Consider the following 26,227-nt stretch of genomic DNA (forward strand, 5'->3'; position numbering starts at 1 on the left):
GTATATATATGTTAAAAGAGTATAAAGCAATGGAACAATTTTTTTAATGCCATTATAGTTTTTATTAATAAAGATGAGTCTATTTCTAGACATATAATATGTATAAAAGCAACTATCATTACCTGTCGATTGACTAACCTTGTGATAATATGAGGTTTCGTTCTCCATAAATACCTGATATTTCATTTTGTTACACCTGAAAATAAAATCACTATCATCAAAATACACAAAGTAATCTTCATCAAAATATCCAACTTTTTCGATAACATCTTTATCTATATACATCATAGTAGTCGGTGCATATTCAGTATTACTTTCTAATTTAACATTATCACTACTCTCTTTAAAATGCAGATGCTGTGTATTACCTTTATTCCTTAGAAATACCCCACCACCAAACCAATAATCCTCTGTGCCATAAAAATAACTTGGTGTGGTAATTAACTTCTTACCTTCACTTGCACGCTTTATTATTTTATCTAGAAAAAACGGATCTTTTATTTCAATATCGTAATTAAGAACTAAATAACGACTAAATCCATATTCTGTAGCCTTTTTAATTCCAAAGTTGTTTGCCGCCGCAACGCCTACATTTTCATCCATTTGAAAGCTATTTAGTTTCAGCTTATTTTCCAAACAAAGAGCTGCTAATTTTTTAATTGCATTGTCATCATCACTATTATCGACAACAAAAATTGTATATTTCTTAAAGCACTGGATATTCAAGCTACTTACAAAGTCATCAATACATTCTTCTGCATTATACAACACAATTATTAAAGCTATATGGTCACACATCTACTTATACTTTTTTATCAATTTTGCTGGAACACCAGCTATTACTGAGTAATCAGGGAAGCTTTTTGTAACTACTGCATTAGCACCCACAACACAGCCCTTTCCTAAGGTTACTCCCGGGCATATATGGCAGCCAAACCCCAAAAAACTTCCACTCCCAATCTTAACATCATTCCTTTTATCTAAGATTAACTCACCAATTTTTTTCCCTAATTTTTCTTCCGATGAATATGGATGTATTATATCAACTATTGATGAATTACCAGTAATTGAAACATTATCTCCAATATCGATCCTCCCTCTAGCTACGATGTGCACATTTTGCTCAACATTTACGTTGTTACCAATAAAAATCACAATATCGTCCTGAGGATCAACAACTTCTAGACGTACCCCCTTCCGAATTAGCACACCTCGCCCCAAACTAATACGCGAACTATTTGAAATCATATAAGGAGAATAAATTTTAGTTCCCTCACCAAATTTATTAAATTTATTGGCCCAATAATACTTAGACCACAGAAAAACAAATCGAGTATGAATTTTCCTAAATATCTTCATTTATAGCCTCCCATCTTTCTGATTCCAGATTATACTTTTTGATAACTCTAGCTGGACAACCAGCAAGCATCGTATAGCTTGGAAAGCTTTTTGTTACCACTGCATTTGCTGCAATTATACACCACTCACCTAGCTTTACATTCGGAAGTATCCTCGCTGAAAATCCAATAAAACAATTATCGCCGATTATAATCTCACCTTCATCAATCCATTCTTGCTTAATGATCGGCCCTTTTTGGGGATCAATTCCATGAGATACAGTAGAAATATAAACATAATCGCTCACTACACAATCTTCACCAATTATTATTTGAGATGATGTGTGTAAGTTAAAATATCGACCGATATAACTCCGTCGACCAACCTTAATACCTTTTAATTCTACATCACTAAGATCCTTTGTATAAAAACTCCCCCAATTATGTAAAAAAGAGCTTTTATCTAAAAAGACATTTTTTTTATTATCATATATTAGTCTAAATATTTTATTTATTAAAATCATGAAACAAAAACCATAAGGAAATTAACAATGGAGTGATAAACATATAAGCCATCAACTCATACTTTGAAATATTATATTTGAACACACTGTTGTATATCTTTGTAGAATATAAAAGAAGTATTCCAAGTGAAGATATTGTTGTTGCAATAAGGACCCCATAAACACCATAAACATTAACAAGAATCAAACTTACAACCAAATTAAACAGGCCTTCAAATAGCGGTAGATTCTTAACTCTTTTATGCTCACCATGTGATATTAACATTAACCCAAAAGGTATACCTATCAAACGAATTGAATTAGCCAAAAATGCTAAAATGAATATTGGAGTCACATATTCACTAGCATTAACACCTAACCAAAAATCAATGAAATAATTAGATGCATTCATGCTAATTACATTAGCAATTACAAAAACAACAACTATAGAAATCGTTGCCATTTTAAATATTTTAATAACCCCTTCTTCATCATTAGCATTATACTTTTTTGTAAAGGTTTGAATCAGAGGGCTATATGCTGAATTGCAAAAAGCCACAAAAGCCATAACGAGCATGGATGATAGTGAAAAATAACCAATATTTTTCACATCAAACACACCAACAATAAACCCATCTATGCCTGATGTAAGATATAGCGAAAGATTCCAAAATGCCAACGTTGTACAAAAACCAACAAAGTCTGTATATTTTCTTACATCGACACTATATGTTAGCAATTCTCTTACTTTTATTTCAGAATTAACTAAAACCAAAGATATGCTAAAATACATTATTTGAGAAATGAAATATGAAACACTCATCATCATTAATCCAAAACTTGAAGTATATGCAATAAGAATCCCTTGAATAATTCTTATAGATATATTAATTTTGGCAATAACTACATTTTTTTGCAAACCAATATAGTAACCATTTGTTATTGATGAAGGTATAAACAATACCGTACCAAGTAAAAAAATGAACATTATATACCAGTTTTCTATTAGTGGTTTATATTCTACACTATCACCAAAAACATATACACCCAACGTGATCAAACCAGATATCGCAATTGCAATCATCGACAACTTTATAGCTAGAGATGTTGAGATTGATAATATTTCTTTACTATCCTCTTCGTTATCTCCAACTAATGTTATGTATCGTCCAACAGCAGTCTGCAATCCAAATGTAAATAATGCTACAATACTTGAAACCTGTGCAACAAACATCCATGAATTAAACTCGCTAATTGTCAGATTTCGAACAAGAATTGGTGAAATAGTCAGATTAACAATAACAGATGAAAACCCACTTATAACATTCGCTGCTGAATTTTTAAAAAATTTAATGTTAACCTCCTAATGTTCATTATTAGAAAGAAAATTATTTGGGAAATCATAAAATCAACAATCCAATATAATTGAAATAACTTCGAACTCAGGGCAAGATTACGAAGCTCCTTGCCCCATAAGGACTCCAGATAGGTAGCTATTATTTCTACCTGCCCGTGTTCGCTTTATTTTTAAACCTGCTTTAAAGGATTTATCTGCATTTAATAGATTTAATGCAATATGACGAATTGCAGCAAAGTTTTCACCCGCTTCATCTCGCCTTATTCTGCATGCATCTTCATTCATGCCAACATCCAGTTTCCAATGCAATTGAACCTCAATCGACCAATGTGAGCAGCTAGATTCAAGCAACGTTTTTGCATCTAGTTTCTTAGAGCTAATGTAATATCGAATCGATATATCCTCTGCGGGAATATCTCCAACTTGCCTAATAGATGCAACGATACCCATTACTTTTAATTCTGGCCAATCATAAGCAATATCACCCAGTACCGATAAATCTTCATTAACTAACGCTACGCGGGTTTCTTTACGACCATGCCCTTCTTCCTGAGTACTGTATGAACTTCCTTCGAAGTTTTGCAGCATCTCCATTCTAAAGTAGTCATTAAAGGCCTTCTCTAAGCGCTTTTGATTACCTTTTACCGCCAATAAATAATCTGCACCTTTCTCGACTATGGTCTTAGCGATATCACGCTGACAGCCCATAGCATCAATAGTGACAAGACATCCATGTATGTCGAGTAACTTCAGAAGTTCAGGAATAGCGGTGATTTCATTCGATTTCTCTGATGTTTTAACCTGCCCAATAACAACTTGATTAGCTGCACTAATGGCGCTCACCATATGGATTGCGCCTTGACGCCTTCCTTTATCATAAGTGCCTCGCAGAGTTTTACCATCAATCGCAATGACATCACCGTCAGTCGCTTGGTGACAGTCATCCATCCACAGAGCAAAGCACTTTTGCATCTGTTTAGCTGATATCATCCCCATCACTCTAGCAATAGTGACATGGACGGGAGTGCCACTCTCAAAATCGCCATATTGCTTGAGCCAATCAAGGTGGTCTTCACCAAAATCTTGTATTTCTTCCCAACCATCAGCACCACCAATAACAGCGACAATCGACAATCGACAAAAATATAATGTCTGTCAATTTGTGTTCTATTTTCCACTATTGCCGTGGGTCTTTGATTATTGAAATATGATCCAAAAGGCTAAGTCCGTTCATGAATGATATCCATATACTGAAAGATAAGTATATGATCACAGCTGATATAGATCGTCAAATTGATCCTAATTGGGATTGCAGTTTTGTGCAGTAAACTGTAGTTTTAATTAAACTTCAACAGCGGCAGAGCCCTTTCAGAATAAGGGTTCTTCATGATCTTGCCCTGAGCATCACCGCAGCCCTTATATATCAACGACCTTCATGCGGTTTCCCTGATACGTAACTTATAATATATTTAGATTACTTCCTTAAAATCATCTATTAATTTTTCTAGATCTTCAATCACTGATGATGGTTCAAATGATACCTCTGATTTAAGTTCAGTTATTTCTGTTTCAGGAAAATAATCATCTTCACTCTTTGTTATCCAATTTACATTGCATTTTGTTTTATCAATCAAGACATTTACAATATTTTGGGCTGTTACATTCTTACCATAAGCAACATTTAGCACCCTTTTGTTTATTTTTTCTTTAATTATAAGCTGAACAATCACAGAAACTAAATCATTCACAGATATATAGTCTTTTGAATAACTTGGAGATACATACATATTAACTTCTTTTTTATTAATTGCATCTCGTGTAATCGAAGGAAGAAACAATTTACTATTCTTTGCTAATCCATATATATTAGACGGTCGAAGGACTATTGGATCTCTACCTAACTTAAGACAAAGTTCTTCTCCTATCATTTTCGTCAAATTAAATAAAATTCTATCATCACTTTCCTTTACTACATTATCACTAAATTCATTAGATGAATTTGATCCCATATAAATTCTTGTTGATGACAAATAAATTATTCTTTTATAATTATCAAGGCATAATACATCTGTCAATCTATTAACATTTGCATTTAATACACTTAATGGTTCACTCCCACAATTCCCGTTCCCAGAGCAATATACAACTACACCTAGATCTTCATTTGAGTTGAAATCTGAATCTTCACGGCTTGGACAATATACATCAAAACCTAGTTCATCTAATTTAGTTTTAAGATTGGAACCCACAAACCCGCTGCTTCCGAATATTGTAACTTTACTCATATCAAAAAATCTCTTTGAAATAAGGAAGAGTATTATCTTTCTCTGATACTATTGGTTCGTTAGTTCCCCAATTTATATTCAACGTTGGGTCATTCCAAATTATTCCCCCTTCGTCATTTGAATCGTAATAGTCCGTACACTTATAACTAAAAACTGTATCATTTTCTAAAGTAATAAATCCATGCGCAAAACCTGGCGGTATCAATAGTTGATTTTTATTGTTTCCACTTAGCACTTCACCAATCCATTTTCCATATGTTGATGATTCAGGTCTAAGATCAACAGCTATATCATAAACGGAACCTTGAATCACACTAACCAGTTTACCTTGTGGCTTATTTATTTGAAAATGAAGACCTCTAAGTACGCCTCTATCTGATTTTGAAATATTATCTTGCACAAATTCGTACAATATACCTAAGCCATTTGAATACCTCTCCTTTTGGTAACTTTCGAAAAAGAAACCTCTTGCATCGCTAAAAACTTTCGGCTTGATTAAATAGCAGTCATTTAAGCCTGTTTTTTCTATTTTCATTTTCTAGTCTCAACTAAGTTTGTTAAATATATTCCATAGTCATTTTTAATCATTGGTTTAGCTATCATCAATAGTTTTTCATCACTTAGCCAACCATTACGCCAAGCTATCTCTTCCAAACAGGCCACTTTTAAACCCTGAACATTTTCAATAGTTTGAACAAACGATGATGCTTCATGCAAGCTTTCATGTGTTCCAGTATCTAACCACGCAAAACCACGACCTAACAGCTCTACATTTAACAAACCATCGTTAAGATACATCTCATTCAACGTGGTAATTTCCAATTCGCCACGATGAGAGGGCTTCACTTGCTTTGCCATTTCAACGACATTGTTGTCATAGAAATAGAGACCTGTGACTGCATAATTTGACTTTGGTATTTCTGGTTTTTCTTCAATTGAGAGAGCCTTCATATTTTTATCAAATTCAACCACTCCAAAACGTTCTGGATCTTTAACTTGATATCCAAATACCGTTGCGCCTAATTCACACGAAGCTGCTTTTTTCAATGTTTTTGAAAATGACTGCCCATAAAATATATTATCGCCAAGCACTAAACACACACGATCATCACCGATGAACTCTTCACCAATAATAAAGGCTTGTGCTAAGCCGTCAGGATTTGGTTGAATTGCATACTCAAGGTTAATACCAAAATCAGAGCCATCACCCAATAAGCGCTTAAAACCGGCATTATCTTCAGGGGTTGTAATGATTAAAATGTCTTTAATCCCGGCCAGCATTAGCGTAGAAATCGGGTAAAACACCATTGGTTTATCGTAGATAGGTAGCAATTGTTTTGATACACCACGCGTTAATGGGTAAAGACGCGTACCTGAACCACCAGCTAGAACAATCCCTTTCATTATTTACTTCCCTTAATTTCTGCTGACTCGACGCCTAAGCGCTCACGTTGATAACTGCCATCTTGGACATGTTGGCACCATTCACTGTTATCTAAGTACCATTGAACCGTTTTCTTTAGTCCTGTTTCAAAAGTCTCTACTGGCGTCCAATCTAACTCACGTTGCATTTTGCTTGAGTCAATCGCATAGCGTCTATCATGACCAGGGCGGTCTTGCACGTAAGTTATTTGCTGCGCATACGCCGTTGCTTTTGGCACTAGCGTATCTAAAATTGAGCAAATGGTTTGCACTACTTCGAGGTTTTGCTTCTCGTTGTGGCCACCGATATTGTAAGTCTCGCCAACCTTACCTTCGGTTACTACTTTGTACAGTGCGCGAGCGTGATCTTCTACAAACAGCCAATCACGGATCTGATCGCCTTTACCGTAAATCGGAAGATCTTTACCTTCAAGAGCGTTAAGGATCACTAGTGGGATCAGTTTTTCAGGGAAATGATAAGGGCCATAGTTGTTAGAACAATTGGTAACCATTGTTGGTAAACCATAGGTTCTTAACCATGCGCGTACTAAATGGTCACTTGATGCTTTTGACGCTGAATATGGGCTCGATGGCTCATACGAAGTCGTCTCCAAAAACATCGGCAGCTTTTCATTTGCTGGAGGCTCAGTACCACTTTCCAGTTCATCAGGATGTGGTAAATCACCATACACCTCATCGGTCGAGATGTGGTGAAAACGAAACGCTTGTTTTGTCGAATCATCCAACTGATTCCAATAATCGCGCGTCGCTTCAAGTAGGGTGTACGTTCCTACAATATTGGTTTCAATAAACGCAGCTGGCCCAGTGATAGAGCGGTCTACATGACTTTCTGCCGCCAAATGCATGACCGCATCAGGTTGATGTTGAGTAAACACGCGATCAAGCGCCGCTCGGTCACAAATGTTAACTTGCTCAAACGTATAACGCTCGCTTGTTTCTACAGAGATAAGCGACTCTAAGTTACCTGCGTATGTCAGGCAATCCACATTCACAACACTGTCTGTTGTGTTTTCAATAATATGACGCACGACTGCAGAGCCGATAAAACCTGCGCCTCCGGTAACTAGAATTTTCACTAATTTAAGCCTACTTTAAATTGATACTATCCATGATGCAAAAACATATTTTGCGCTGAAGGGGATTTTTCATTGTATTTATTGAAAAGTTGTTCTCAGTTATTCATTTAAGACTGAGACAGATTTATTTCATTTTGAGACAGCCCATTGCGAGCTAGCCCTTATAAACCTTGGGTTTTGCTTGTTTTTAAGTAAGGGTCCCAATAGGTCACACCAAAAAACAGCCAAAAGAAAGGCGCATATAGCACCTCTCTTTGTATTAAACCCATAGCTTTACGTTATTTTTGGGACTCATAACTATAATTATAGTACCCGTAGTTACCACCATAATAACTACTTGCTTTGCGTACTACGGCATTCAGGATAAAGCCTTTCACTTCTATGCCGTTCTGCTCAAAGCGTTGTTTTGTCACTGCAATTTCTTTCGCTGTATTCTGACCAAAGCGACCAACCAATAAGGTAGTACCAGCGTGAGCACCTACAATAGCAGGATCGGTTACCGCTAGAATCGGCGGCGTATCGACGATAACAATGTCGTAATTTTCAGAAGCCCAATCCATTAGCTCTTTAAAACGCGGGTGCATTAAAAGCTCAGATGGATTAGGTGGTACGTTACCACGGGTTATAAAGTCTAAATTATCAACGCCTGGTTTTTTAATCAGGCTTTCAATACTTGTTTGACCTGAAAGAAAATCGGACAAACCTATTTTATTCTCTACTGCTAATTGCTGCTCCATTCGGCCTTTACGCATATCGGCATCAATAACCAATACGCGTTGACCCGCTTTGCCAACGACTGCAGCCATGTTCGACGAAACAAACGATTTACCAATGCCAGGACTTGGGCCCGAGATCATTAAAATATTGTTTTTTGCTTCCATCATTGCGAAGTGCAAACTGGTACGTAGGCTTCGCAGCGCTTCAATGGATAAGTCAGCAGGGTTAGAAACGGCAAGCAAAGTTTGATCTACCGGTAATAGTGTTTTTTTGTTACCACGTTTCTTCTCTATCTCAGTTTGCCAATCCGACATAGGCACACTGGCGTATACAGGCAAGCCTAAGGCTTCGATATCATCAGGGTTTTCAACACCACGGTGGAAAGCTGCTTTAAGTAGTACAATCGCAACAGAAAGCATACCGCCCAATAAAGTAGCTAGAACTACACTCAGAGGTTTCTTCGGTTTAACCGCACGAGTGTAAGATTGTGCTACATCCAAAATGCGTACATTGCCGACAGTGCTGGCTTTAACAATATTCAGCTCTTGTACTTTATTAAGCAGTTGAACGTAAATCTGCTGGTTTACTTCAACATCACGCGTCATACGCAGTATTTCACGCTGGGTTTTAGGCAGTTTTTGTACTTGCTTATTTAATCGCTCACGTTCACCTAATAAGGTTTGGCGTTTTTCTAATAAAGCACTGTAAGCTGGGTGTTCTTTGGTAAAGCGTTGTGAAATTTCACTTTCTTTAAATGTCAGCTCGTTTAATTGCGCTTCTAGCTTTACCATTACCTCAAGTGTTGATTTCGCTTCTAAGCCGAGATCTATCGAGTCATTGGCTTGGCGAAAGCGGTTTAGCTTATCTTCAGCTGTAATTAATTGTGATTTAATATCAGGTAAATGCGTGCGCAAAAATGCCAAGCTATTTTCTGCTTCAGCAGAGTTACGCTCTACATTTTGTAGAAAATAATTTTGGCTAATATCATTTAAAACACGTTCAATGTTAGCGCGATTTTCACCGGTAAGTGAAAGCTGTAAAATACCCGTTTGTTTACCGCGTTCACTAACCGCTAAACCTTGTTGTAGAGCTTGAATGGCATCTAAACGTGAACGCTTAGCAAGCGTAAACTCACTATCAAGCTCACCAACTAGCGCTGTCACAAACAGACGGTAATCACCATTTTGCGCTAATTCATTAACCTTACCGGTCAGCACTTCACGCTCGTTGCTGTCAATCAGTGTAAATGCGCCAGCCTCTGAATCAGTAACCACTAAAGTGAAGTTTGGCTCTTCTACGTATTTAGGAATGTCAAAACGAGCGATCGAAATAGATGACTCATTACCCGTAATTCGCGCTAAACCTTTGCCAATAACAGGGAAATAATTAGGTACAGCAACCGTTGTTAGGTTGAGCTTATCAACTGTTTCACCTAATACCATCCGAGATTTAATGATCTCAATTTCTGTGGTCGCCGATGACTCTTGGGCAAATAGCTCCCCCATGTCACCAAGCGCTGGCATACCGCTGCTTTTTGTTTCGACTTGCAATAACGCATCCGCTTTATAAACAGGCGTTGCGAGTAAGGCATAACATACCCCAACAACACTGAAAATAATGGTGATAGCAATAATCATCCAGCGACTATCAACTAAAATACCGAACAATTTCCCTAAATCAATTTCATCAGACTCAGGTTGTTTCGGTGGCAAGTTTTGAGAAATGCTCATTGTTAATTCCAATAATGAGTATTGTTGTGTAAACACAGCTAAGCTGTATTTTCGTGTTTTTTTGCAATCTTTCTTACAATCTTTTTTTGCAATAACTAGAGGCTTGTTTATTAACTAAACAAGACGCTATTTATAACTTTTTCGCCCATGCTTGTGCGGCATCATCAATTAATGCATAAGCATGATCAAAGGCCTCTCGGCTCTGGCGGTATGGATCAGGAATATCTTGTTGCCCTATCCATTGTCCAAATAGCATGGTTTTACCACGCGCCTCAGGTGCAATATTGGCCACTGCGTCGATATGGCCTTTTTCCATCACTAAAATCAGGTCATAGTCACGGCACAAATCACTAGTCACTTGCTGTGCGATATGCCCGTCTAAGCTAACACCATGTTCTTGTGCGACTTGCGCTGCCATTTTATCGGCAGGCTTACCAACTAGGGCGCCAACCCCAGCGGAAGCAATATCTTTTGTTGGCAGCAATTTTTTGAGCATGTACTCGCCAGAGGGGGAGCGGCAAATATTGCCCACACATACCACCAAAATTTTATCAAACATTACCAAACCCTCACTCGGTTAACACCTTCGGTTAGGTTATTAAACCCTGAAATTGTTGGCATTAATTGCCTTACTACACGGTTCCAACGCGAGATTGGCGCTGCTGTCACATAGACAATATCGTAAGGCTGTAGATCAAATTCAGTACCAATAACCAATGCTGACGCGTCTTTAATATTTAGTTGATAAATATTGGCGACTGTTCCCTGATTACTTGTTTGTTGTTCTTGCAGCTCTTGATTAGCCGCTTGCTGATTTAGGGTGCTACGAATAACAAAAATACCTGTCGCATCGGCTTCAAGTTCGTTAATGCCACCTACACCACTTAATGCTTCCGTTAAGCTCATGCCAGCACGATCAATTTTAAGCAATTTAGGCTCTTTCACTTCGCCCATAACAAAGACTTTTTGTGCATCGTTACGCGGTACATGCACAATATCGCCAGGTTCAAGCAGGCGATTTTGCATTAAATCACCACGTTGCATCAGCGCATGTAATGACAGGCTTTGTTCAACACCGTTGCGCGTTAAGGTCACATTGCGCCAATCCGCATCGGTATTTAAGCCACCCGCACGGTTAACGGCATCAAGCAGGGTTAATGGCACGTTAGTAATGGCTTGTTGGCCAGGTTTATTCACTTCGCCTGTAATGTAGGTTTTTTGAGAGCGAAACGCGGCAACGTTCACATCGACTTGCGGCGCTTCAATAAACTTGGCTAATCGGCGTGCCATTTCATCACGAATTTGGGTAACGGTTTTGCCTTCGACTTTCACTAAACCGATATAGGGGTAAAAAATAGTGCCATCAGCATGAACCCAGTTACCTGATTCGCTTGAACTACGGTAAGAGCCCGCAGGTATGGTTAGTTCAGGGTGGTCCCAAATAGTGACATTAAGGATATCCCCTGGGCCTACGCGGTATTGGTATCGGGTTAGTTGGGCATCTAAGCTAGGATTCGTTCTAGACTGGGTTTTAGGTGCTTTAAGTTGACCAACTAACTGCGTGGTTAAAGGGTAAACATTGACGCGATCATCAATGCTATTTTCGGTGCTTGTATCCGTCTGCTCTGGCTCAATAATATTTTTATTATCAAGTTCTAGATGTGAACCAGGCACAGCACAGCCTACCAGCAAGGAGGATGTCATTGCAGTAATGAGTAATTTTTTCTTAAAATCCATGAGATTATATCGTTATAGTAAAGATGATGAAGGGATTAGCAGGGGGTTTTAGTTACTCTTTACACTGAGGCTTATACACCAGCTCCCACAATTTAAGTACGCTACCGCCCTTGGGATGTCAGCCCCCAATCTGCTATCGAAAATGAATCTGCATATTTTATGTCTTCACTTGATCTTCACTTAAAGAACAGTACTAGACCTTAACCTGCCAATTTGTCGTGCTACAAAAAAGGCTTTTAAAAAATTTAGCCCTCTTATCTAAACTAGTTTGTTATACATATCTTTCGATACAACAAATTAACGGCTGTATTTTACGTAATTTAATTACCAAAATAAAGGACTATCAAAACCACTTTTTAGAGCTCGGTCTCAAAACACCCTCTCTATTTTCAGCCTTAATGTCTTCATATTGACAGCTGATTATCCAATTTAAAAATAACACCTTGCTTTTATTCTTATTTTAAAAAAACACAACGAAATACATGTTTTGAATTGAGTTAATGATTCACAAGAGGAATGAGAGACGTGATTGCTTAACACTGCATAACCGCATATTATTGTGGGTAGAAGGCTTCCTTCTTTTTATGTTTATTTATAACGTTTTTAGAACAACAAGGACAACTTATGAAAAAGACAGCATTGGTGGTATTAGCGGCACTTGCTATGTCAGGTTCAGCACTTGCTGCAACAGAGACAGCAGGTGTTGCAGGCGCATCATCATCTACAGCCACTTCAACAGCGGCAGCAGCAAGCACAACGACAGCAGCAACAGGCACAGCAGCTGGTACAGCCGCAGCGACAACAGCAGCCGTTGGTGGTGTTACTGCTACAAGTATCGCTGTAGGCGTAGCAGCAGCAGTGGCAGTAGTTGCCGTTGCTGATTCAGGTAGCAACAACTCTACAACGTCAGTATCTGCACCTGCAGCATAATTGCTAGTTGCTAGTTGCTAGTTGCTAGTTGCTAGGTTGACAGACGGATTGACTAATTAATCCGTCAGCAAGCGACGAATATAATGAACCACACCTCTAACTATCGATAAAACCCCTATCGCATAGGGTGTGGTTATTTTCTTACCCTTTTAAAATTTAAGTTGCGCTAGGATGCGAAGATCTCACTTCACAATCCCATTTGGTGGGATTTTTTTATGCCTAACACTACTCACTGGCTGTAGTCAAAAGTTCCAAGATGTCAACGACACTGCGAAGTTAGCATTGTTTGGTGACGATGATACACAGCTTACAGCCCAAGCAATTAACCAGCTGCCTTATGCCAGTATGTATGCGCGTATCGGTGACGGCCCTCAAGCTTTCATGGTATTAGCCTTTGCCGAGCAAGATATTATAGTAAGCGCACAGAACTCGACTAATGACCGCACTGCTCCACAATTAAAATGGCTATCAGCCGATCGTGGCTTAATTGTTACTCAAGCAGGCCGTATTACCAAAACAGGCTCTCTCGCCCAAGGGAACCTAGAGGCGACCACCAGCCCGACCATGGATCCATTAGCGTTGGGCTTACACCAAGCTTCAACGCCTAAAACTTGGACTCGCACCCTTGATTGGCAGCCAGGTTACCATTTTGGCTATACCGTTAATTCCACATTCTCAAACGGTTCTGAGCAAGTCATCGTCGTTAATGAAAAACCGATTCAGAGTTTGTACTTTACGGAAGAGGTTAACGTACCAAGCTTAGGACAAGGCTACCAAAATGAATTTTGGCTAAATCCTAAAACTGGGGCCGTTATAAAAAGCCGCCAACAGCTCGCGCCTGGTTTGCCTGTGGTCGAATTTTCAATCTTGAAACCATTTTCTTAAGGGTAATATCATGAAATCGTTACTTACCCCTTTGCTGATCCTCGCTTTTTCTTTGCTGGCAACTTCAACCACTTATGCAGAGACAGCAAATACCAGAGTACAGATACATACAGGTCAAGCTCAGGATCAAAATCAAGGCCAAAGCCAAGTTAAAAGTCAGCGCAAGCAAATCACGCTTAACTATGCGAGTGCTGTACGCACCGAGCAAGTATTAAAAGATGCGCAATTACAAATAGCTAAACACGCATTGCTAACGACGCCAGTATATTGGTTACAAGCCGCTATTTTTACTCACCCTTTAGAACAAGAAAAGTCTGCTTTATTAGCTTTAATTGCAGAAAAACAAAGTGAATTTAACCAAGATGATGAGCGCTACAAAACGCTAGCAGCATTGCATCAGTTTATTGCTAACAGTCACTTTGCAAAGCGTGCGCCGCTTCAATTAGATTACGATAAAGCCCGAATTATCAGCAGTGCTAATCCGTTATTATCAGGTGAATTAACACTGCAATTACCTGCTCGCTCGCAACAAGTTTGGGTGTTAGGCGCAGTAAAAGAAGTAGGGGCGGTAAAGTGGCAACAACGCCAATCGACAGCCAAATACCTAGATCAAGCTAAGGCTATTTCTACTGCTGAAAATGATACTGCGGTTGTGATCCAACCTGATGGCAAAATTCAGACACACCCTATTGCTTATTGGAATGACCGTCACCACGATGTCGCCCCTGGTGCAATTATTTACCTACCGTTTACTGGCGGCTGGCTGGCACCATTGGATAATTTGGGTTTTGACGCTTCAGGGTTTAATAATATAAACCAAGCGGTTGTTTCCCTATTAAGGGAGCGAGTACTGTAATGAAAAAAACAAACACTTTTGCGCTTTCGGCGTTAGCACTTGCGTTAGCGCCTCTTAGCCATGTTCAAGCTGATGAGTTTGATTCCCCTGCATTTACCCCCTCACAATCTGATTTTGGTGGCGTGGGTTTGATGCAAATGCCAACAGGGCGCGTTGCCAAAGAAGGTGAATTTACCTTAGGCGCTACCTATAACGATGAATATCATCATTATACGGTTTCACTTCAGCTGCTCCCTTGGATGGAAACCACCATCCGCTATACCTTAGTACAAGATTTATTGTATAGCGGTGACGAAGGGTTTAGTGGCCAAACAAAATATACCGATAAAGGCATAGACGTTAAATTTCGCTTGCTAGAAGAAAGTTACTGGCTACCAGAAACCTCGATTGGTTTTCGAGACATTGGTGGCACAGGCCTATTTGATGGCGAATTTATTGCCGCCAGCAAACATGTTGGTCCGCTGGATTTTACCTTAGGGGTGGGTTGGGGCTATATCGGTAACAGCGCGAATCTAAGTGGCGATAAAGCAGCAGGCCGAGATTGTGGTCGTGATACTTCTTATAAAGGTAAAGGTGGTCAAGTCGATTATAAACGCTGGTTCACTGGCTGCGCCGCTGTATTTGGTGGCGTTGAATACCAAACACCTTGGTCGCCACTTCGCTTAAAAGCCGAGTGGGATGGTAATGACTATAAGAGTGATTTCCCTGTTACTCGTGGTCGTATCGACATGCCACAAGATAGCCAAATTAACTATGGTGCGCTCTATCGTTTAGGTAACTGGGGTGACATGCGTTTAAGTTATGAACGCGGTAATACTTGGACCTTTGGGGTTAACTTAAGTACCAACTTTAATGATTTAACCACCACCTGGCACGATGAGCCTAAAGTAGCTTACACTCCGACATCTCAACAAGCCAATATCAGCACAACAGATTGGCAGCGCGTGAAAGAGCAACTTGCGACCAATGCAGGTTATGATGATGCTGCTATTTACGTACAAGAGAAAGACACACTAACCGGCGACAAGTCCTCGATTACCGTTATTGGTAACCAAACTAAATACCGTGACCGCAATGAAGCCCATGAGCGTGCTGCTTTGGTGCTGGCAGATACTGGCGTTGAGGTTGATGAATACCGCTTGGTTGAAACTAATAATAACCAAGTTACCACTGAAACCCGTATTGATGCAGAGCAGTTTGCTAAAGTGGCTAATCATGAATACATTAACGCCAAAGTAGAAGACAGCAGTTCAACCACAACGCCTATGTCAGTACACGGACGACAAGTCGCTGATGCAGACAATGACTTTGATTGGGGTATCGCACCTACGCTACAACAATCATTCGGTAGCCCAGAAGCTTTCTACTTATTCAATGTTGGTATTAATGCTAATGCGTCTTACTGGTTAGGCAACCATATTGAAGCCAGTGGCTCAGTGTATTTCAACATCTACGATAACTACGACCAGTTTAAGTACCAAGGTCCACCGCCTGATGGTACAGATCTGAAACGTGTCCGTACCTTAGTACGTAGCTATATCAGCGATAACCCGATTCGCCTTGATAACTTACAATTAACTTGGATGGATCACTTTGGTGATAACTTCTATAGCCAAGCCTATGGCGGTTATCTTGAAATGATGTTTGGCGGTATCGGTGGTGAAGTCTTGTATCGCCCAATGAACAGTAACTGGGCAGTTGGTTTTGATGTTAACTATGTGAAACAGCGTGATCCTAATTCACAATTTGGTTTCTTTACAGACGAAGTTCAAACCGACCCAAGTACTAATCGAACGTATCGCGTACAAACAGGCACGGTTACTGGTCATGCCAGTGTGTATTACACACCGCAGTGGAGTCTCTTGCCTGATACTTTATTGAAAGTAAGTGCTGGCCAGTACTTAACCGAAGATAAAGGGATGACGGTGGATTTCTCGAAACAGTTTGATAGCGGCGTTATTGCGGGGGCATTTGCATCTTTCACTAATCTATCAGCAGAAGAATTCGGTGAAGGTAGCTTTACTAAAGGCTTCTATGTGTCGATTCCGTTTGATTTGATGACAGTGAAACCGAGTAACAACCGTGCGACCGTTTCTTGGGTACCGCTCACTCGCGATGGTGGCCAAATGCTAAATCGTAAGTACAGCTTATACGATATGACAGATGCGCGATCACCTTGGTATAGCCGAGCGGCGCAATAAGTCTAGATCGCACTGACGACAACTTGATTAAGCGTAAAATAACAAAAAGCCAGACTCGCGTTAACGAGTCTGGCTTTTTTAATGCTTAGCGGTATTGAACAGAGCACACACACCACTAAAAACGAGTAGAGCAGTTAAGCGTTCTTCAAAGATTCCCACATTGCTTTTACGATCACTTGATCGGCTGGGCTTAGCTCTGATTGTGCCTGTGCGATGCTCGCTTCAACGGCTTTTTTCATTTCTTCAACGCAGTTAATGTCATTTTGTTCGCAGTTCGCCGCAGATAAAGAGATGTGTCCACGTAAGTAGCCACCAGCAAAAAGCTCGTCATCAGAAGCGGTTTCAACCATGTGGTCGATGTGAGTAAGCAATTTTTCTTCGTATTGCTGGATCATAGAAATTTCTCTACTTTGATACCGTAAATATTTATAAAACTAGTTCAGGAAAGCACGCTTGCGTTAGCGGTGCAATACCGTAATGTTTACGCAGCGCATCCGATAGCAGCTTAGCTCGATCTGGTATGCCGTTACTCAAATAGGTAAACACCTGCTCTCGTACTTTCGCTGTGAAGCCTACCCTATCAGGCTCACAATCACCACTCAAGTTGTCGCAACTCACGCTAAACGCAAATCCGCAGCTGGCCGCTAAAATCCACTCAATAGCCTGCGGCTTAATTTCGACCTTTTCGAATTCAGCCTGTACCGCTTCAGTTCGACCATCGGGTTCATACCAGTAGCCATAATCTTCCAATAAGCGGCGCTGAGGACCTGCAATACACCAATGTGCGATCTCATGCAGCCCTGACGCAAAGTAACCACGCGCGAAGATAATACGGTGGTGGCGATGCTCATCGTCAGCAGGAAGGTAAATAGGCTCATCACCGCCCAGAATCAGCTCTGTATTGTACAGTTCTAAAAAAGTGCAATTAAATACAGATATAAGGTTGTTGTAATCGTGTGACATTCTACTGCGTAAGGTGGCCAATAACTGCGGCTATGATGCGGAAACTCCGTGCTAAAGTCTACTGCAGCTCAAAATTGTATGACCAGCGCTCAAATTATATTCTTCAATTTAAATATGCAGCTTCAATCAATTAACTCACTTTATAAAAAGACAAATTAAGCATGAGCTCAATTCATGTATGCGCTTTTTCTTTTCATTCGATAATGACCAGCATCACAATTACAATTCAAGCCATTGTTAGCCTTCTTATTTTCAGTGATTATTTCTCATGCTATTAACAACTCTCTACATTATAGGTATTACGGCAGAAGCCATGACTGGCGCGATTGCAGCAGGCAAACGTCATATGGACTGGTTTGGTGTTATGTTAGTTGCTAGTGCAACGGCAATCGGCGGTGGTACGGTGCGCGATGTGCTATTAGGTCACTACCCATTAGGCTGGGTGGCAAACCCACAATACCTAGTGATCACTTGCCTTGCGGGCTTATTTACTACGCTAGTGGCTAAATGGGTCATGCGTTATCACAAAATCTTCGTGATTTTAGATGCTGTTGGTCTGATCGTATTTAGTATTATTGGCTGTCGTGTTGCGATGGACATGGGGTTACCCCCACTTATCTGTATCGTCTCTGCAGTTGTAACGGGTATTTTTGGTGGCTTACTGCGTGATTTAATTTGCCGTCGCCAACCTATGGTGCTGCATAAAGAACTGTATGCTTCAGTGGCCTTCCTTGCAGGTGGTATGTATTTCGGCATGATGTACTTTGAAGTGCCAGAGCTTATTGCGACAGTTGCAACCTTAGTGGTTGGCTTTATCGCGCGAATGGCAGCGGTACAACTGGGTTGGAGCCTACCTGTGTTCAAGCTTGATGATGAGACAGGCATTGTTGTTGCGCCAAAAGAGTCAGTAACTGACACTAAATAGCTCTTAATGTTATAACTACCTATCGATAAAACAGTACCAACTAATACCAATCTAATTAAGTAACTGATCGTCCTTGCTGGTTAAAATCAATGATAACTGCGTTATAGATTTTGTAGATAGAACAACTAGCTATCTGCAATCTACGCCTTGTTCTCAGTGTTTTTTCCTGCGCAATCAACTGAACATTTACTTACCCAGATTGGTATAAAAAGGCGAGCCATTATGAATGACTCGCCTTTTCTATATCTAGTATTTAGCTAAACAGTATTATCCTACATGTTTAAGCGCTAAATCTTAGGCGTATCCGTTCGCACATCGGCATTCTGACCACGGTGACGCAGTAAATGATCCATTAAAGTAATCGCCAGCATGGCTTCAGCAATCGGCACAGCGCGAATACCGACACATGGATCGTGACGACCTTTAGTGATCACTTCTGCACTCTCACCTTGCTTGGTGATGGTTTCGCCCGGTACGGTAATGCTAGAGGTTGGTTTCAGTGCAATGTGCGCCACAATATCTTGGCCAGACGAAATTCCACCTAAGATGCCACCAGCGTGGTTGGTTTTAAAGCCTTCTGGTGTCATCGCATCGCGGTGTTGACTGCCACGCTGTTCCACCACCTCAAAGCCATCGCCAATTTCGACACCTTTGACCGCGTTAATACTCATGAGCGAGTGGGCCACATCGGCATCTAAGCGATCAAAGACAGGTTCACCCAAACCAACAGGGACATTATTGGCCACAACCGTTAGTTTAGCGCCAATCGAATCGCCGTCTTTTTTAAGGTTACGGATCAGTTCATCAAAGGCGTCGACTTTATCGACATCAGGGCAGAAGAACGCGTTTTGTTCGATTTGATCCCAATCAACTTTATCGATTTTTACATCACCCATTTGCGATAGGTAAGCACGCACTTCAATGCCGTGTACTTGCTTCAAGTATTTCTTAGCAACAGCCCCAGCCGCTACCCGCATCGCGGTTTCACGGGCAGACGAACGACCACCACCTCGGTAATCACGTACCCCATATTTTTGATGGTAAGTGTAATCAGCATGGCCAGGGCGGAATAAATCTTGGATGTTGGAATAGTCTTTAGAGCGCTGATCGGTATTTTCGATCAACAGGCCGATAGACGTACCTGTGGTTTGGCCTTCAAACACACCCGATAGAATTTTCACTTCGTCTGGTTCACGACGCTGTGTGGTGTATTTGGATGTTCCTGGGCGACGACGATCTAAGTCGTGCTGCATATCCGCTTCGGTAAGCGCAAGTCCAGGAGGACAACCGTCAATAATGCAGCCTAATGCTAGGCCGTGGCTTTCACCAAATGTTGTCACTCGGAATAATTGTCCAATTGTATTGCCAGCCATTACTTCCCCTGTCTGCTTTCCGACTATGTCTGTGATCTCTAATGAGTACATAGTGCAAATTCGACGAAGGGATTGCAAGGACTAATCTATACCAAATAATTTACAAGGTTTTGTCTGTTTAGCAGCGACAAAAAAGGCTAAATACCAAAGTATTTAGCCTTTCAATATCACAAGTTAGTGAGCAAGTTTACTCGCAAGCAACTATTCGCTCTCTTTCTTTGATTTCCATTTTTTAATACCACTCGATACAGGCTTACGACCACGAGGCGCTTCGCTACGCGGATTGTTGTTGCCACTACCTTGTAAACGGCCTTGTGAACGATTTGGGCTACGTCCCTGCTCATTGCGCTGACCATCACGCGTGCCACGAACATCGCGGTCATTACGATCAGAACCTTGGTTCGCCCCAGAGCGGTAACCATCACGGCTACCGTTATTAGAACGACGGCTGCCAGAGCGCTCTTCTCCGCGATCAAAGCGGCTACGCTCGCCTTTACCTTTGTAGGTTTTAAACGATGAGCGCTCGTTACGGCCAGTACGTTCATTACTACGCTGCTGCACTTCCTGCTGGCGGCTATCAAATAGTTTAGCATCGGTGGGCTTGGCGATTTTCTGGCCTTTACCATCCGTGCGTGATGCTTCTTCTGTACCTGATTGACCGTCGATCATGGCATGGATCTCAGCCATTTCCGCGTCTGTCATGTAACGCCATTTACCGTTTGGTAGGCCATCGATGGTGATGTTCATGATACGAACTCGGCGCAGTTTATAAACTTCGTAACCGAGTGCTTCGACCATACGACGGATCTGACGGTTCAAACCTTGGGTCAAAACGATACGGAAAGAAAAATCAGTTTCTTTCACAACTTTACATGGCAATGTCACTGTATCTAAGATTTCTACACCTGAAGCCATTTTGGTAATGAACTCATCGGTGATAATACGGTTTACACGAACGACGTATTCTTTTTCGTGGTTGTTACCCGCACGCAGGATCTTATTCACGATGTCGCCATCGTTGGTCATGAAGATCAGACCATCAGAGAATTTATCCAGACGACCAATAGGGAAAATACGCTTACGGTGACCAATAAAATCAACAATGTTGTCTTTGATATGGCGCTCAGTCGTACAGGTCACACCCGTTGGTTTGTTCAGTGCGATATAAATTGGCGCTTCTTTAGCACGTAGCGGACGACCATCAACCAAAACTTCATCATTCGGCAGAACTTTAGTGCCCATCTCTGGCTCGTTGCCATTAATAGTTACACGTCCTTGATCAATAAGCTTGTCCGCCTCACGGCGTGAGCAAAAGCCAGTATCACTGATAAATTTATTTAAACGAACGGCTTTCGTATCGTTCTGAGATTGATTGTTTGGCGTCTGATTCTGGGACATGGTTTTCTTCTATTAATGAGCGTTTTTCAACGTAATCAAAATTCGTCAATTGCGGCGAAACGCGCCCCAATTGGTATCAATTCTTTTGCAATCAGCAATTCTACCTAATCTGCTCGCAAACAGAAAAGAAATTCACTGTTTATATGGCATTTAACATTATAGGGCTTTTAACAGCCGACGATTAAAAGAAAACCGCCAGCTGGCGGTCTTCTTCAAGAATAGTGATTAGCCTGCACTAAGCGAAGTTATGACTTCGGTTCAGTGTGTGGAATATCACCATGGGTTTGTCTGGCAACAAAATCTTTTTGGAGCGCCAGTTCAAGCTGATCCGCGACATAACCCGGTGATTTAGTTTTCGCTGATAGCAAGCGATACATCGCAGGGATCACAAACAAGGTCACGAAAGTCGCAAATGCCATGCCAAAGAACACCACAGTACCCACCGCAATACGGCTTTCTGAGCCTGCTCCCGTGGATAAAATCAGAGGCACCGAACCAAATAAGGTGGTAAAGGCAGTCATCAGGATCGGGCGTAAACGGCGCTCAGACGCTTCGATAATAGCTTTTTCAAACTCAACCCCTTTATCACGCAGTTGGTTAGCAAATTCGACAATAAGAATACCGTTTTTGGTCACCATACCGATTAGCATGATCATCCCGATTTGGCTGAAGATATTCAGGCTTTGCCCCAAGATAATCAGCCCCGCCAAGCCACCAAAGACCCCCATAGGGACAGTTAGCATTACCACTAGTGGGTTAATGAAGCTTTCAAACTGCGCAGCTAGCACTAAGTACGCCACCAATAGCGCTAAACCAAACACCAATAAGATACTGCTTTGGTTTTCACGAAAGTCTTTCGACTCACCCGCGTAATCAATCGTGATATCTTTCGGCAAACGATCGAGCGCTTCGTTATCTAAGTACTCCAGTGCCTCACCCAAGGTATAGCCCGGCATTAAGTTAGCTTTTAGCGTGATCGACTTTTGCTTTTGGTTATGGCTCAGCTTTTGTGCTGACGCCACTTCTTCAACACTGGCGACAGATTCTAGGGTTAATAGCTCGCCACTGCGTGAACGAACATAGATTTGGCTTAAATCAGTCGCGTTGTTAAAGCTGTTTTCATCACCACGTAAATACACATCGTATTCTTCACCACGCTCAACAAAGGTGGTTTCTGTGGTACCGCCGAGCATAATTTCCAAGGTTTTGGCGATATCCGCCACAGGAATACCCAATTCTGCCGCGCGTGGACGGTTTACACTCACGACCAGTTCAGGCGTAGTTTCTGCATAATCGAGATCCGCCCCTTCCATCATCGGGCTTTCTTCTGCCAAGTTTTTCAGCACCGTCGCCCACTCAAACAGCTCGGTATAATCCGCGCCATTTAAAACAAACTGAACGGGTTCAGAAGAGCCACCACGGAAACCTGGCATGAAAGGCCACACCCGCACATCAGGAATACCCGCTAATGCTTTACGTACTTGGCTCAGGGCATCAGCCGCACTGACATCACGCTCTAACCAGTCTTCAAGCTGCATGATCACAAAGCCCGTTTGGTCCCCCGCACGGCCACCAAAAGCAGGCGTTTGGATGCTGATAGACTTGATCACCCCCTCACCTACCATAGGCAGCAAACGACGCTCAACTTCTTCAACGTTACCCACCATACGGTTGTAACTGGTGCCTTCTGCGCCTTTTACAAAGGCAAAGATCACCCCACGGTCTTCTTGCGGTGCTAACTGGGCAGGAACTGACTTTAATAAGACAAAGCTCAAACCAATGCAGGCTAATACCACAACTGGTGCGGCATAACGGTAACGCACCGCGGCAGTAACCCCTTTACGGTAACCCGCTTCTAATTTGGCAAAACCGCCATCAACCCATTGATTGAATTTGCTGTGCTTGACGTTGGCTTTTAATAGCTTACTGCCCAGTACAGGGCTTAATGTCAGTGCGATGATGGAAGAGAAGATCACCGACACCGCCAGTAATACCGAGAATTCAGTAAATAGCGGCCCCACCATGCCATCCATAAATGAAATGGGCAGGAACACCATGACTAAGACTACTGTGGTAGCAACCACGGCAAAGCCCACTTCACGAGTACCTTTATAAGCGGCTAACAATGGCGGTTCGCCTCGTTCAATATGGTGATAAATGTTTTCCACCACCACAATGGCGTCATCAACCACCAAGCCAATGGCTAAGATCAGCGCCATTAAAGTTAATAGGTTGATAGAGAAACCAAAGAAGTAGGCCACCATAAAGGCAGATATCAGCGAGACAGGCACAGTGATCGCCGGGATCAGAGTGGCACGCGCTTGGCCGATAAAGATGTACAACACCATGACAACCAGCATGCCGGTTACAAATAGTGTGCTGTAAACTTCGTTAATCGAGCGTTCAATAAACACTGTTGAATCGTAATCGACATATAACGCCGTACCTTCAGGAATAAAGCGCTGCATGCGCTCGACTTCTTCGTACACACTTTCAGATACATTCAATGGGTTGGCATCTGTCATGGTGATAATGCCAAGGCTTAAGTTCGATACCCCGTTATTCTTAAAGGTCGCATTTTCGTTTTGCGCACCGATAGACACATCCGCCACGTCTTTCAGATAAATTGGCGAACCATCTTTCGCTGTACGTACCACCAAATAAGCAAAATCTTCCGCAGAGCGGTACAGACGCGCGGTACGTACCGACATGGTGGTCATATCGTTACGAACAATACCGCCAGGCAGCTCTACGTTTTCTTCATTAAGCGCACTGACAATATCTTGAGTGGTAATACCACGGCCTGCCATTTGATCGGGCTTTAGCTTTACATACATCACACGGTACAGCGCACCGCTTAAATCCACCGAACTTACACCATTAATCAAGCTAAAGCGGTCTGTTAGCACCCGCTCGGCATAATCGGTTAGTTGGGTACGGTCCATCACGCTTGAGGTTAAATTGACATAAACCGCAGGTTCACCGCTGCCGTTATCTTTCGATACCACAGGATCATCGGCTTCATCAGGCAAACGGCGCTGTGCACGTGCCACCGCATCACGAATATCACTGACCCCTTCGGTTAGATCCCAATTCATCTCAAAGGTCACACTGATCCGCGAAGAGCCGTTACGTGTGGTTGATTGAATGGTGTCGATCCCGCTTATACCAGAAAGTTCATCTTCCAACGGTGTGGTGATCCGACTTTCCATTATGGTTGCCGATGCCCCTTTATAAGAGGTATGGATCGACACCACAGGGCTTTCAACGTCTGGCATTTCGCGAACAGAGAGCTTAGAAAATGAAACAACACCAAAGATGACTAATAATAAGCTCAGTACAATCGCGACCACAGGACGCTTTACAGAGACATCAGATAACCACATTAGGCACCCGCCTTAATCTGATAGTCAGTCTTCGTCTTTTTTCCATCGGCCTGCTGCGCGGTCAAATCATTCACCGTTGCGCCATCTCGAATATTCACAAGTCCTTGCACCACGATACGATCGCCTATACCGATACCCGACTCAATCACCACTTCATTTTCAATCCGTGCACCGAGTTCAACTTGGGTGCGGTGAGCGATACCCGCCTCATCAACCACATACACAAAGCGCTTAGAGCCTGAATACTCCAGTGCTTGAACAGGAATAATCGCCGCTTCTTGGGGAATAAAATCTAAATTGGCTGCCATCAGCATTCCAGGTTTGAGCTTATTGTCTTTATTATCAAAGTTGACTCGCACGCGGATATTCAAAGAATCACGCTGTACGCGAGAATCGATGGCCACAATCTTGCCGCTAAACGCTGTATTTCGCCATGCCTGACTGGTGGCGTTAACTGTCATGCCTTCACGAAGAAAAGAGAGGTATTGTTCGGGTACTTGAATATCAAGACGCATCTTAGAGAGATCATCAAGTGAGAAGAGTTCAGTGCCAGTAGCCACTAAGTGGCCTTCGCTGAAATCAATCAAACCCACAGTGCCAGCAAAAGGCGCGCGAATCGCATGATCATCTAACTGAGCTTTTGCTGCATCTAATCGTGCATCCGCAATTTGAACGCTTGCAAGCTGGCCGTTTAATTCTGTTTGGGTTAACGCGCCACGTTTCACTAAGCGTTCAAACTCGGTATATTTACGTTTTTCATCCGCTAGATAAGCTTTTGCTTCGCTGTAGCTGGCACGCGCTTTTGCATCATCGAGTTGTAATAGCAGATCACCTTTATTAACTTTGCTATTAACGCCGACCGCAATAGCATTTACTTTAGCCGCGACTTCAGTGGCAACCATGACTGAGCGTTGCGCTTCTAACTTACCCACCAACGACAGTGACTGGACAACAGGCTCAGAAGCAACAATACCTGTAGTGACTGCGACAGCACGTTGCGCTGCCATACTTTTCGACGTTTTTTCAGCCGCTTGCGATTCGCCATTGAAGACGAACTGACTACCACCTGCCAAAGCGACAGCCACAACAACAGCAACAATTACTTTTTTCATGATAAAAACCATA

General features: G+C 41.8%; 22 protein-coding genes and 1 pseudogene. 5 read left to right on the top strand and 18 right to left on the bottom strand.

Going from position 1 to position 26,227, the window contains the following annotated elements; all coding sequences use genetic code 11:
* The 12 genes and pseudogenes from L4C35_RS07705 to L4C35_RS07760 form a co-directional block, all read right to left on the bottom strand.
* On the bottom strand, window positions 1-798 hold a 798-nt coding region (locus L4C35_RS07705), incomplete at its 3' end, for a glycosyltransferase family 2 protein (RefSeq protein WP_428462349.1).
* On the bottom strand, window positions 799-1,359 hold the full coding sequence (locus L4C35_RS07710; RefSeq protein WP_428462350.1) for an acyltransferase: 561 nt from the start codon (window positions 1,357-1,359) through the stop codon (window positions 799-801).
* Window positions 1,346-1,861: an acyltransferase gene (locus L4C35_RS07715; RefSeq protein WP_428462351.1), complete on the bottom strand. Its 516-nt coding sequence runs from the start codon at window positions 1,859-1,861 to the stop codon at window positions 1,346-1,348. Before L4C35_RS07715 ends, L4C35_RS07710 begins: the two co-directional genes overlap by 14 nt.
* Window positions 1,845-3,074 carry an MATE family efflux transporter gene (locus L4C35_RS07720; RefSeq protein ID WP_428462352.1) on the bottom strand — a complete coding sequence of 410 codons (1,230 nt, stop codon included), beginning with the start codon at window positions 3,072-3,074 and terminating at the stop codon, window positions 1,845-1,847. Before L4C35_RS07720 ends, L4C35_RS07715 begins: the two co-directional genes overlap by 17 nt.
* Window positions 3,075-3,293: 219 nt before the next feature.
* Window positions 3,294-4,431, bottom strand: a pseudogene (locus L4C35_RS07725) (ISAs1 family transposase).
* A 235-nt stretch (window positions 4,432-4,666) separates the two neighbouring features.
* Entirely contained in the window at window positions 4,667-5,482 is an 816-nt protein-coding gene (locus L4C35_RS07730; RefSeq protein ID WP_428462353.1) for an SDR family oxidoreductase, read from the bottom strand.
* A 1-nt stretch (window position 5,483) separates the two neighbouring features.
* Complete coding sequence (gene rfbC / locus L4C35_RS07735; protein ID WP_428462354.1) at window positions 5,484-6,017, bottom strand: dTDP-4-dehydrorhamnose 3,5-epimerase; 534 nt, start codon at window positions 6,015-6,017, stop codon at window positions 5,484-5,486.
* Window positions 6,014-6,886, bottom strand: a complete 873-nt coding sequence (gene rfbA, locus L4C35_RS07740; protein WP_428462355.1) for a glucose-1-phosphate thymidylyltransferase RfbA — start codon at window positions 6,884-6,886, stop codon at window positions 6,014-6,016. The genes rfbC and rfbA overlap by 4 nt, the downstream gene beginning before the upstream one ends.
* Window positions 6,886-8,001 carry a dTDP-glucose 4,6-dehydratase gene (gene rfbB / locus L4C35_RS07745; protein ID WP_428462356.1) on the bottom strand — a complete coding sequence of 372 codons (1,116 nt, stop codon included), beginning with the start codon at window positions 7,999-8,001 and terminating at the stop codon, window positions 6,886-6,888. The genes rfbA and rfbB overlap by 1 nt, the downstream gene beginning before the upstream one ends.
* 278 nt (window positions 8,002-8,279) lie before the next feature.
* A complete protein-coding gene (locus tag L4C35_RS07750) occupies window positions 8,280-10,448 on the bottom strand; it encodes a polysaccharide biosynthesis tyrosine autokinase (RefSeq protein ID WP_428462357.1) in 2,169 nt (722 codons plus the stop codon).
* Between the two features lie 130 nt (window positions 10,449-10,578).
* Window positions 10,579-11,007: an arsenate reductase/protein-tyrosine-phosphatase family protein gene (locus L4C35_RS07755; RefSeq protein WP_428462358.1), complete on the bottom strand. Its 429-nt coding sequence runs from the start codon at window positions 11,005-11,007 to the stop codon at window positions 10,579-10,581.
* Window positions 11,007-12,185 carry a polysaccharide export protein gene (locus L4C35_RS07760; protein ID WP_428462359.1) on the bottom strand — a complete coding sequence of 393 codons (1,179 nt, stop codon included), beginning with the start codon at window positions 12,183-12,185 and terminating at the stop codon, window positions 11,007-11,009. The genes L4C35_RS07755 and L4C35_RS07760 overlap by 1 nt, the downstream gene beginning before the upstream one ends.
* 624 nt (window positions 12,186-12,809) lie before the next feature.
* Here L4C35_RS07760 and L4C35_RS07765 point away from each other — a divergent pair.
* From L4C35_RS07765 to L4C35_RS07780, 4 genes are all read left to right on the top strand, one after another.
* Window positions 12,810-13,115 carry a hypothetical protein gene (locus L4C35_RS07765; protein WP_428462360.1) on the top strand — a complete coding sequence of 102 codons (306 nt, stop codon included), beginning with the start codon at window positions 12,810-12,812 and terminating at the stop codon, window positions 13,113-13,115.
* 171 nt (window positions 13,116-13,286) lie between these two features.
* Window positions 13,287-14,000 carry a YjbF family lipoprotein gene (locus L4C35_RS07770; RefSeq protein ID WP_428462361.1) on the top strand — a complete coding sequence of 238 codons (714 nt, stop codon included), beginning with the start codon at window positions 13,287-13,289 and terminating at the stop codon, window positions 13,998-14,000.
* Between the two features lie 10 nt (window positions 14,001-14,010).
* Entirely contained in the window at window positions 14,011-14,856 is an 846-nt protein-coding gene (locus L4C35_RS07775) for a capsule biosynthesis GfcC family protein (RefSeq protein ID WP_428462362.1), read from the top strand.
* Complete coding sequence (locus L4C35_RS07780) at window positions 14,856-17,057, top strand: YjbH domain-containing protein (protein WP_428462363.1); 2,202 nt, start codon at window positions 14,856-14,858, stop codon at window positions 17,055-17,057. The genes L4C35_RS07775 and L4C35_RS07780 overlap by 1 nt, the downstream gene beginning before the upstream one ends.
* 134 nt (window positions 17,058-17,191) lie before the next feature.
* On the opposite strand, the gene L4C35_RS07785 is transcribed toward L4C35_RS07780, so the two are convergent.
* On the bottom strand, window positions 17,192-17,452 hold the full coding sequence (locus L4C35_RS07785; protein ID WP_048900947.1) for a YfcL family protein: 261 nt from the start codon (window positions 17,450-17,452) through the stop codon (window positions 17,192-17,194).
* Window positions 17,453-17,483: 31 nt separating this feature from the next.
* Window positions 17,484-18,020, bottom strand: a complete 537-nt coding sequence (locus tag L4C35_RS07790) for an elongation factor P hydroxylase (RefSeq protein ID WP_428462364.1) — start codon at window positions 18,018-18,020, stop codon at window positions 17,484-17,486.
* A gap of 268 nt (window positions 18,021-18,288) precedes the next feature.
* Here L4C35_RS07790 and L4C35_RS07795 point away from each other — a divergent pair, with 268 nt between their 5' ends.
* On the top strand, window positions 18,289-18,945 hold the full coding sequence (locus L4C35_RS07795; RefSeq protein WP_428462365.1) for a trimeric intracellular cation channel family protein: 657 nt from the start codon (window positions 18,289-18,291) through the stop codon (window positions 18,943-18,945).
* A 287-nt stretch (window positions 18,946-19,232) separates the two neighbouring features.
* Here L4C35_RS07795 and aroC read toward each other — a convergent pair whose 3' ends face one another.
* From aroC to L4C35_RS07815, 4 genes are all read right to left on the bottom strand, one after another.
* A complete protein-coding gene (gene aroC / locus L4C35_RS07800) occupies window positions 19,233-20,318 on the bottom strand; it encodes a chorismate synthase (RefSeq protein WP_428462366.1) in 1,086 nt (361 codons plus the stop codon).
* 201 nt (window positions 20,319-20,519) lie between these two features.
* On the bottom strand, window positions 20,520-21,716 hold the full coding sequence (rluF, locus tag L4C35_RS07805) for a 23S rRNA pseudouridine(2604) synthase RluF (protein ID WP_428462367.1): 1,197 nt from the start codon (window positions 21,714-21,716) through the stop codon (window positions 20,520-20,522).
* Between the two features lie 245 nt (window positions 21,717-21,961).
* Complete coding sequence (locus L4C35_RS07810) at window positions 21,962-25,102, bottom strand: multidrug efflux RND transporter permease subunit (RefSeq protein WP_428462368.1); 3,141 nt, start codon at window positions 25,100-25,102, stop codon at window positions 21,962-21,964.
* On the bottom strand, window positions 25,102-26,214 hold the full coding sequence (locus L4C35_RS07815) for an efflux RND transporter periplasmic adaptor subunit (RefSeq protein ID WP_428462369.1): 1,113 nt from the start codon (window positions 26,212-26,214) through the stop codon (window positions 25,102-25,104). The genes L4C35_RS07810 and L4C35_RS07815 overlap by 1 nt, the downstream gene beginning before the upstream one ends.
* Between the last annotated feature and the right edge of the window lie 13 nt (window positions 26,215-26,227).

The sequence above is a fragment of the Photobacterium kagoshimensis genome (assembly GCF_050337045.1).
Classification (GTDB): domain Bacteria; phylum Pseudomonadota; class Gammaproteobacteria; order Enterobacterales; family Vibrionaceae; genus Photobacterium; species Photobacterium kagoshimensis.

What these genes read in the sequence shown, in the direction of transcription:
- L4C35_RS07710 (WP_428462350.1), bottom strand. Translation starts at nt 1,359, where the DNA reads ATGAAGATATTTAGGAAAATTCATACTCGATTTGTTTTTCTGTGGTCT.
- L4C35_RS07715 (WP_428462351.1), bottom strand. Translation starts at nt 1,861, where the DNA reads ATGATTTTAATAAATAAAATATTTAGACTAATATATGATAATAAAAAA.
- L4C35_RS07720 (WP_428462352.1), bottom strand. Translation starts at nt 3,074, where the DNA reads ATGTTTGTTGCACAGGTTTCAAGTATTGTAGCATTATTTACATTTGGA.
- L4C35_RS07730 (WP_428462353.1), bottom strand. Translation starts at nt 5,482, where the DNA reads ATGAGTAAAGTTACAATATTCGGAAGCAGCGGGTTTGTGGGTTCCAAT.
- rfbC (WP_428462354.1), bottom strand. Translation starts at nt 6,017, where the DNA reads ATGAAAATAGAAAAAACAGGCTTAAATGACTGCTATTTAATCAAGCCG.
- rfbA (WP_428462355.1), bottom strand. Translation starts at nt 6,886, where the DNA reads ATGAAAGGGATTGTTCTAGCTGGTGGTTCAGGTACGCGTCTTTACCCA.
- L4C35_RS07750 (WP_428462357.1), bottom strand. Translation starts at nt 10,448, where the DNA reads ATGAGCATTTCTCAAAACTTGCCACCGAAACAACCTGAGTCTGATGAA.
- L4C35_RS07755 (WP_428462358.1), bottom strand. Translation starts at nt 11,007, where the DNA reads ATGTTTGATAAAATTTTGGTGGTATGTGTGGGCAATATTTGCCGCTCC.
- L4C35_RS07760 (WP_428462359.1), bottom strand. Translation starts at nt 12,185, where the DNA reads ATGGATTTTAAGAAAAAATTACTCATTACTGCAATGACATCCTCCTTG.
- L4C35_RS07765 (WP_428462360.1), top strand. Translation starts at nt 12,810, where the DNA reads ATGAAAAAGACAGCATTGGTGGTATTAGCGGCACTTGCTATGTCAGGT.
- L4C35_RS07770 (WP_428462361.1), top strand. Translation starts at nt 13,287, where the DNA reads ATGCGAAGATCTCACTTCACAATCCCATTTGGTGGGATTTTTTTATGC.
- L4C35_RS07775 (WP_428462362.1), top strand. Translation starts at nt 14,011, where the DNA reads ATGAAATCGTTACTTACCCCTTTGCTGATCCTCGCTTTTTCTTTGCTG.
- L4C35_RS07780 (WP_428462363.1), top strand. Translation starts at nt 14,856, where the DNA reads ATGAAAAAAACAAACACTTTTGCGCTTTCGGCGTTAGCACTTGCGTTA.
- L4C35_RS07785 (WP_048900947.1), bottom strand. Translation starts at nt 17,452, where the DNA reads ATGATCCAGCAATACGAAGAAAAATTGCTTACTCACATCGACCACATG.
- L4C35_RS07790 (WP_428462364.1), bottom strand. Translation starts at nt 18,020, where the DNA reads ATGTCACACGATTACAACAACCTTATATCTGTATTTAATTGCACTTTT.
- L4C35_RS07795 (WP_428462365.1), top strand. Translation starts at nt 18,289, where the DNA reads ATGCTATTAACAACTCTCTACATTATAGGTATTACGGCAGAAGCCATG.
- aroC (WP_428462366.1), bottom strand. Translation starts at nt 20,318, where the DNA reads ATGGCTGGCAATACAATTGGACAATTATTCCGAGTGACAACATTTGGT.
- rluF (WP_428462367.1), bottom strand. Translation starts at nt 21,716, where the DNA reads ATGTCCCAGAATCAGACGCCAAACAATCAATCTCAGAACGATACGAAA.
- L4C35_RS07810 (WP_428462368.1), bottom strand. Translation starts at nt 25,102, where the DNA reads ATGTGGTTATCTGATGTCTCTGTAAAGCGTCCTGTGGTCGCGATTGTA.
- L4C35_RS07815 (WP_428462369.1), bottom strand. Translation starts at nt 26,214, where the DNA reads ATGAAAAAAGTAATTGTTGCTGTTGTTGTGGCTGTCGCTTTGGCAGGT.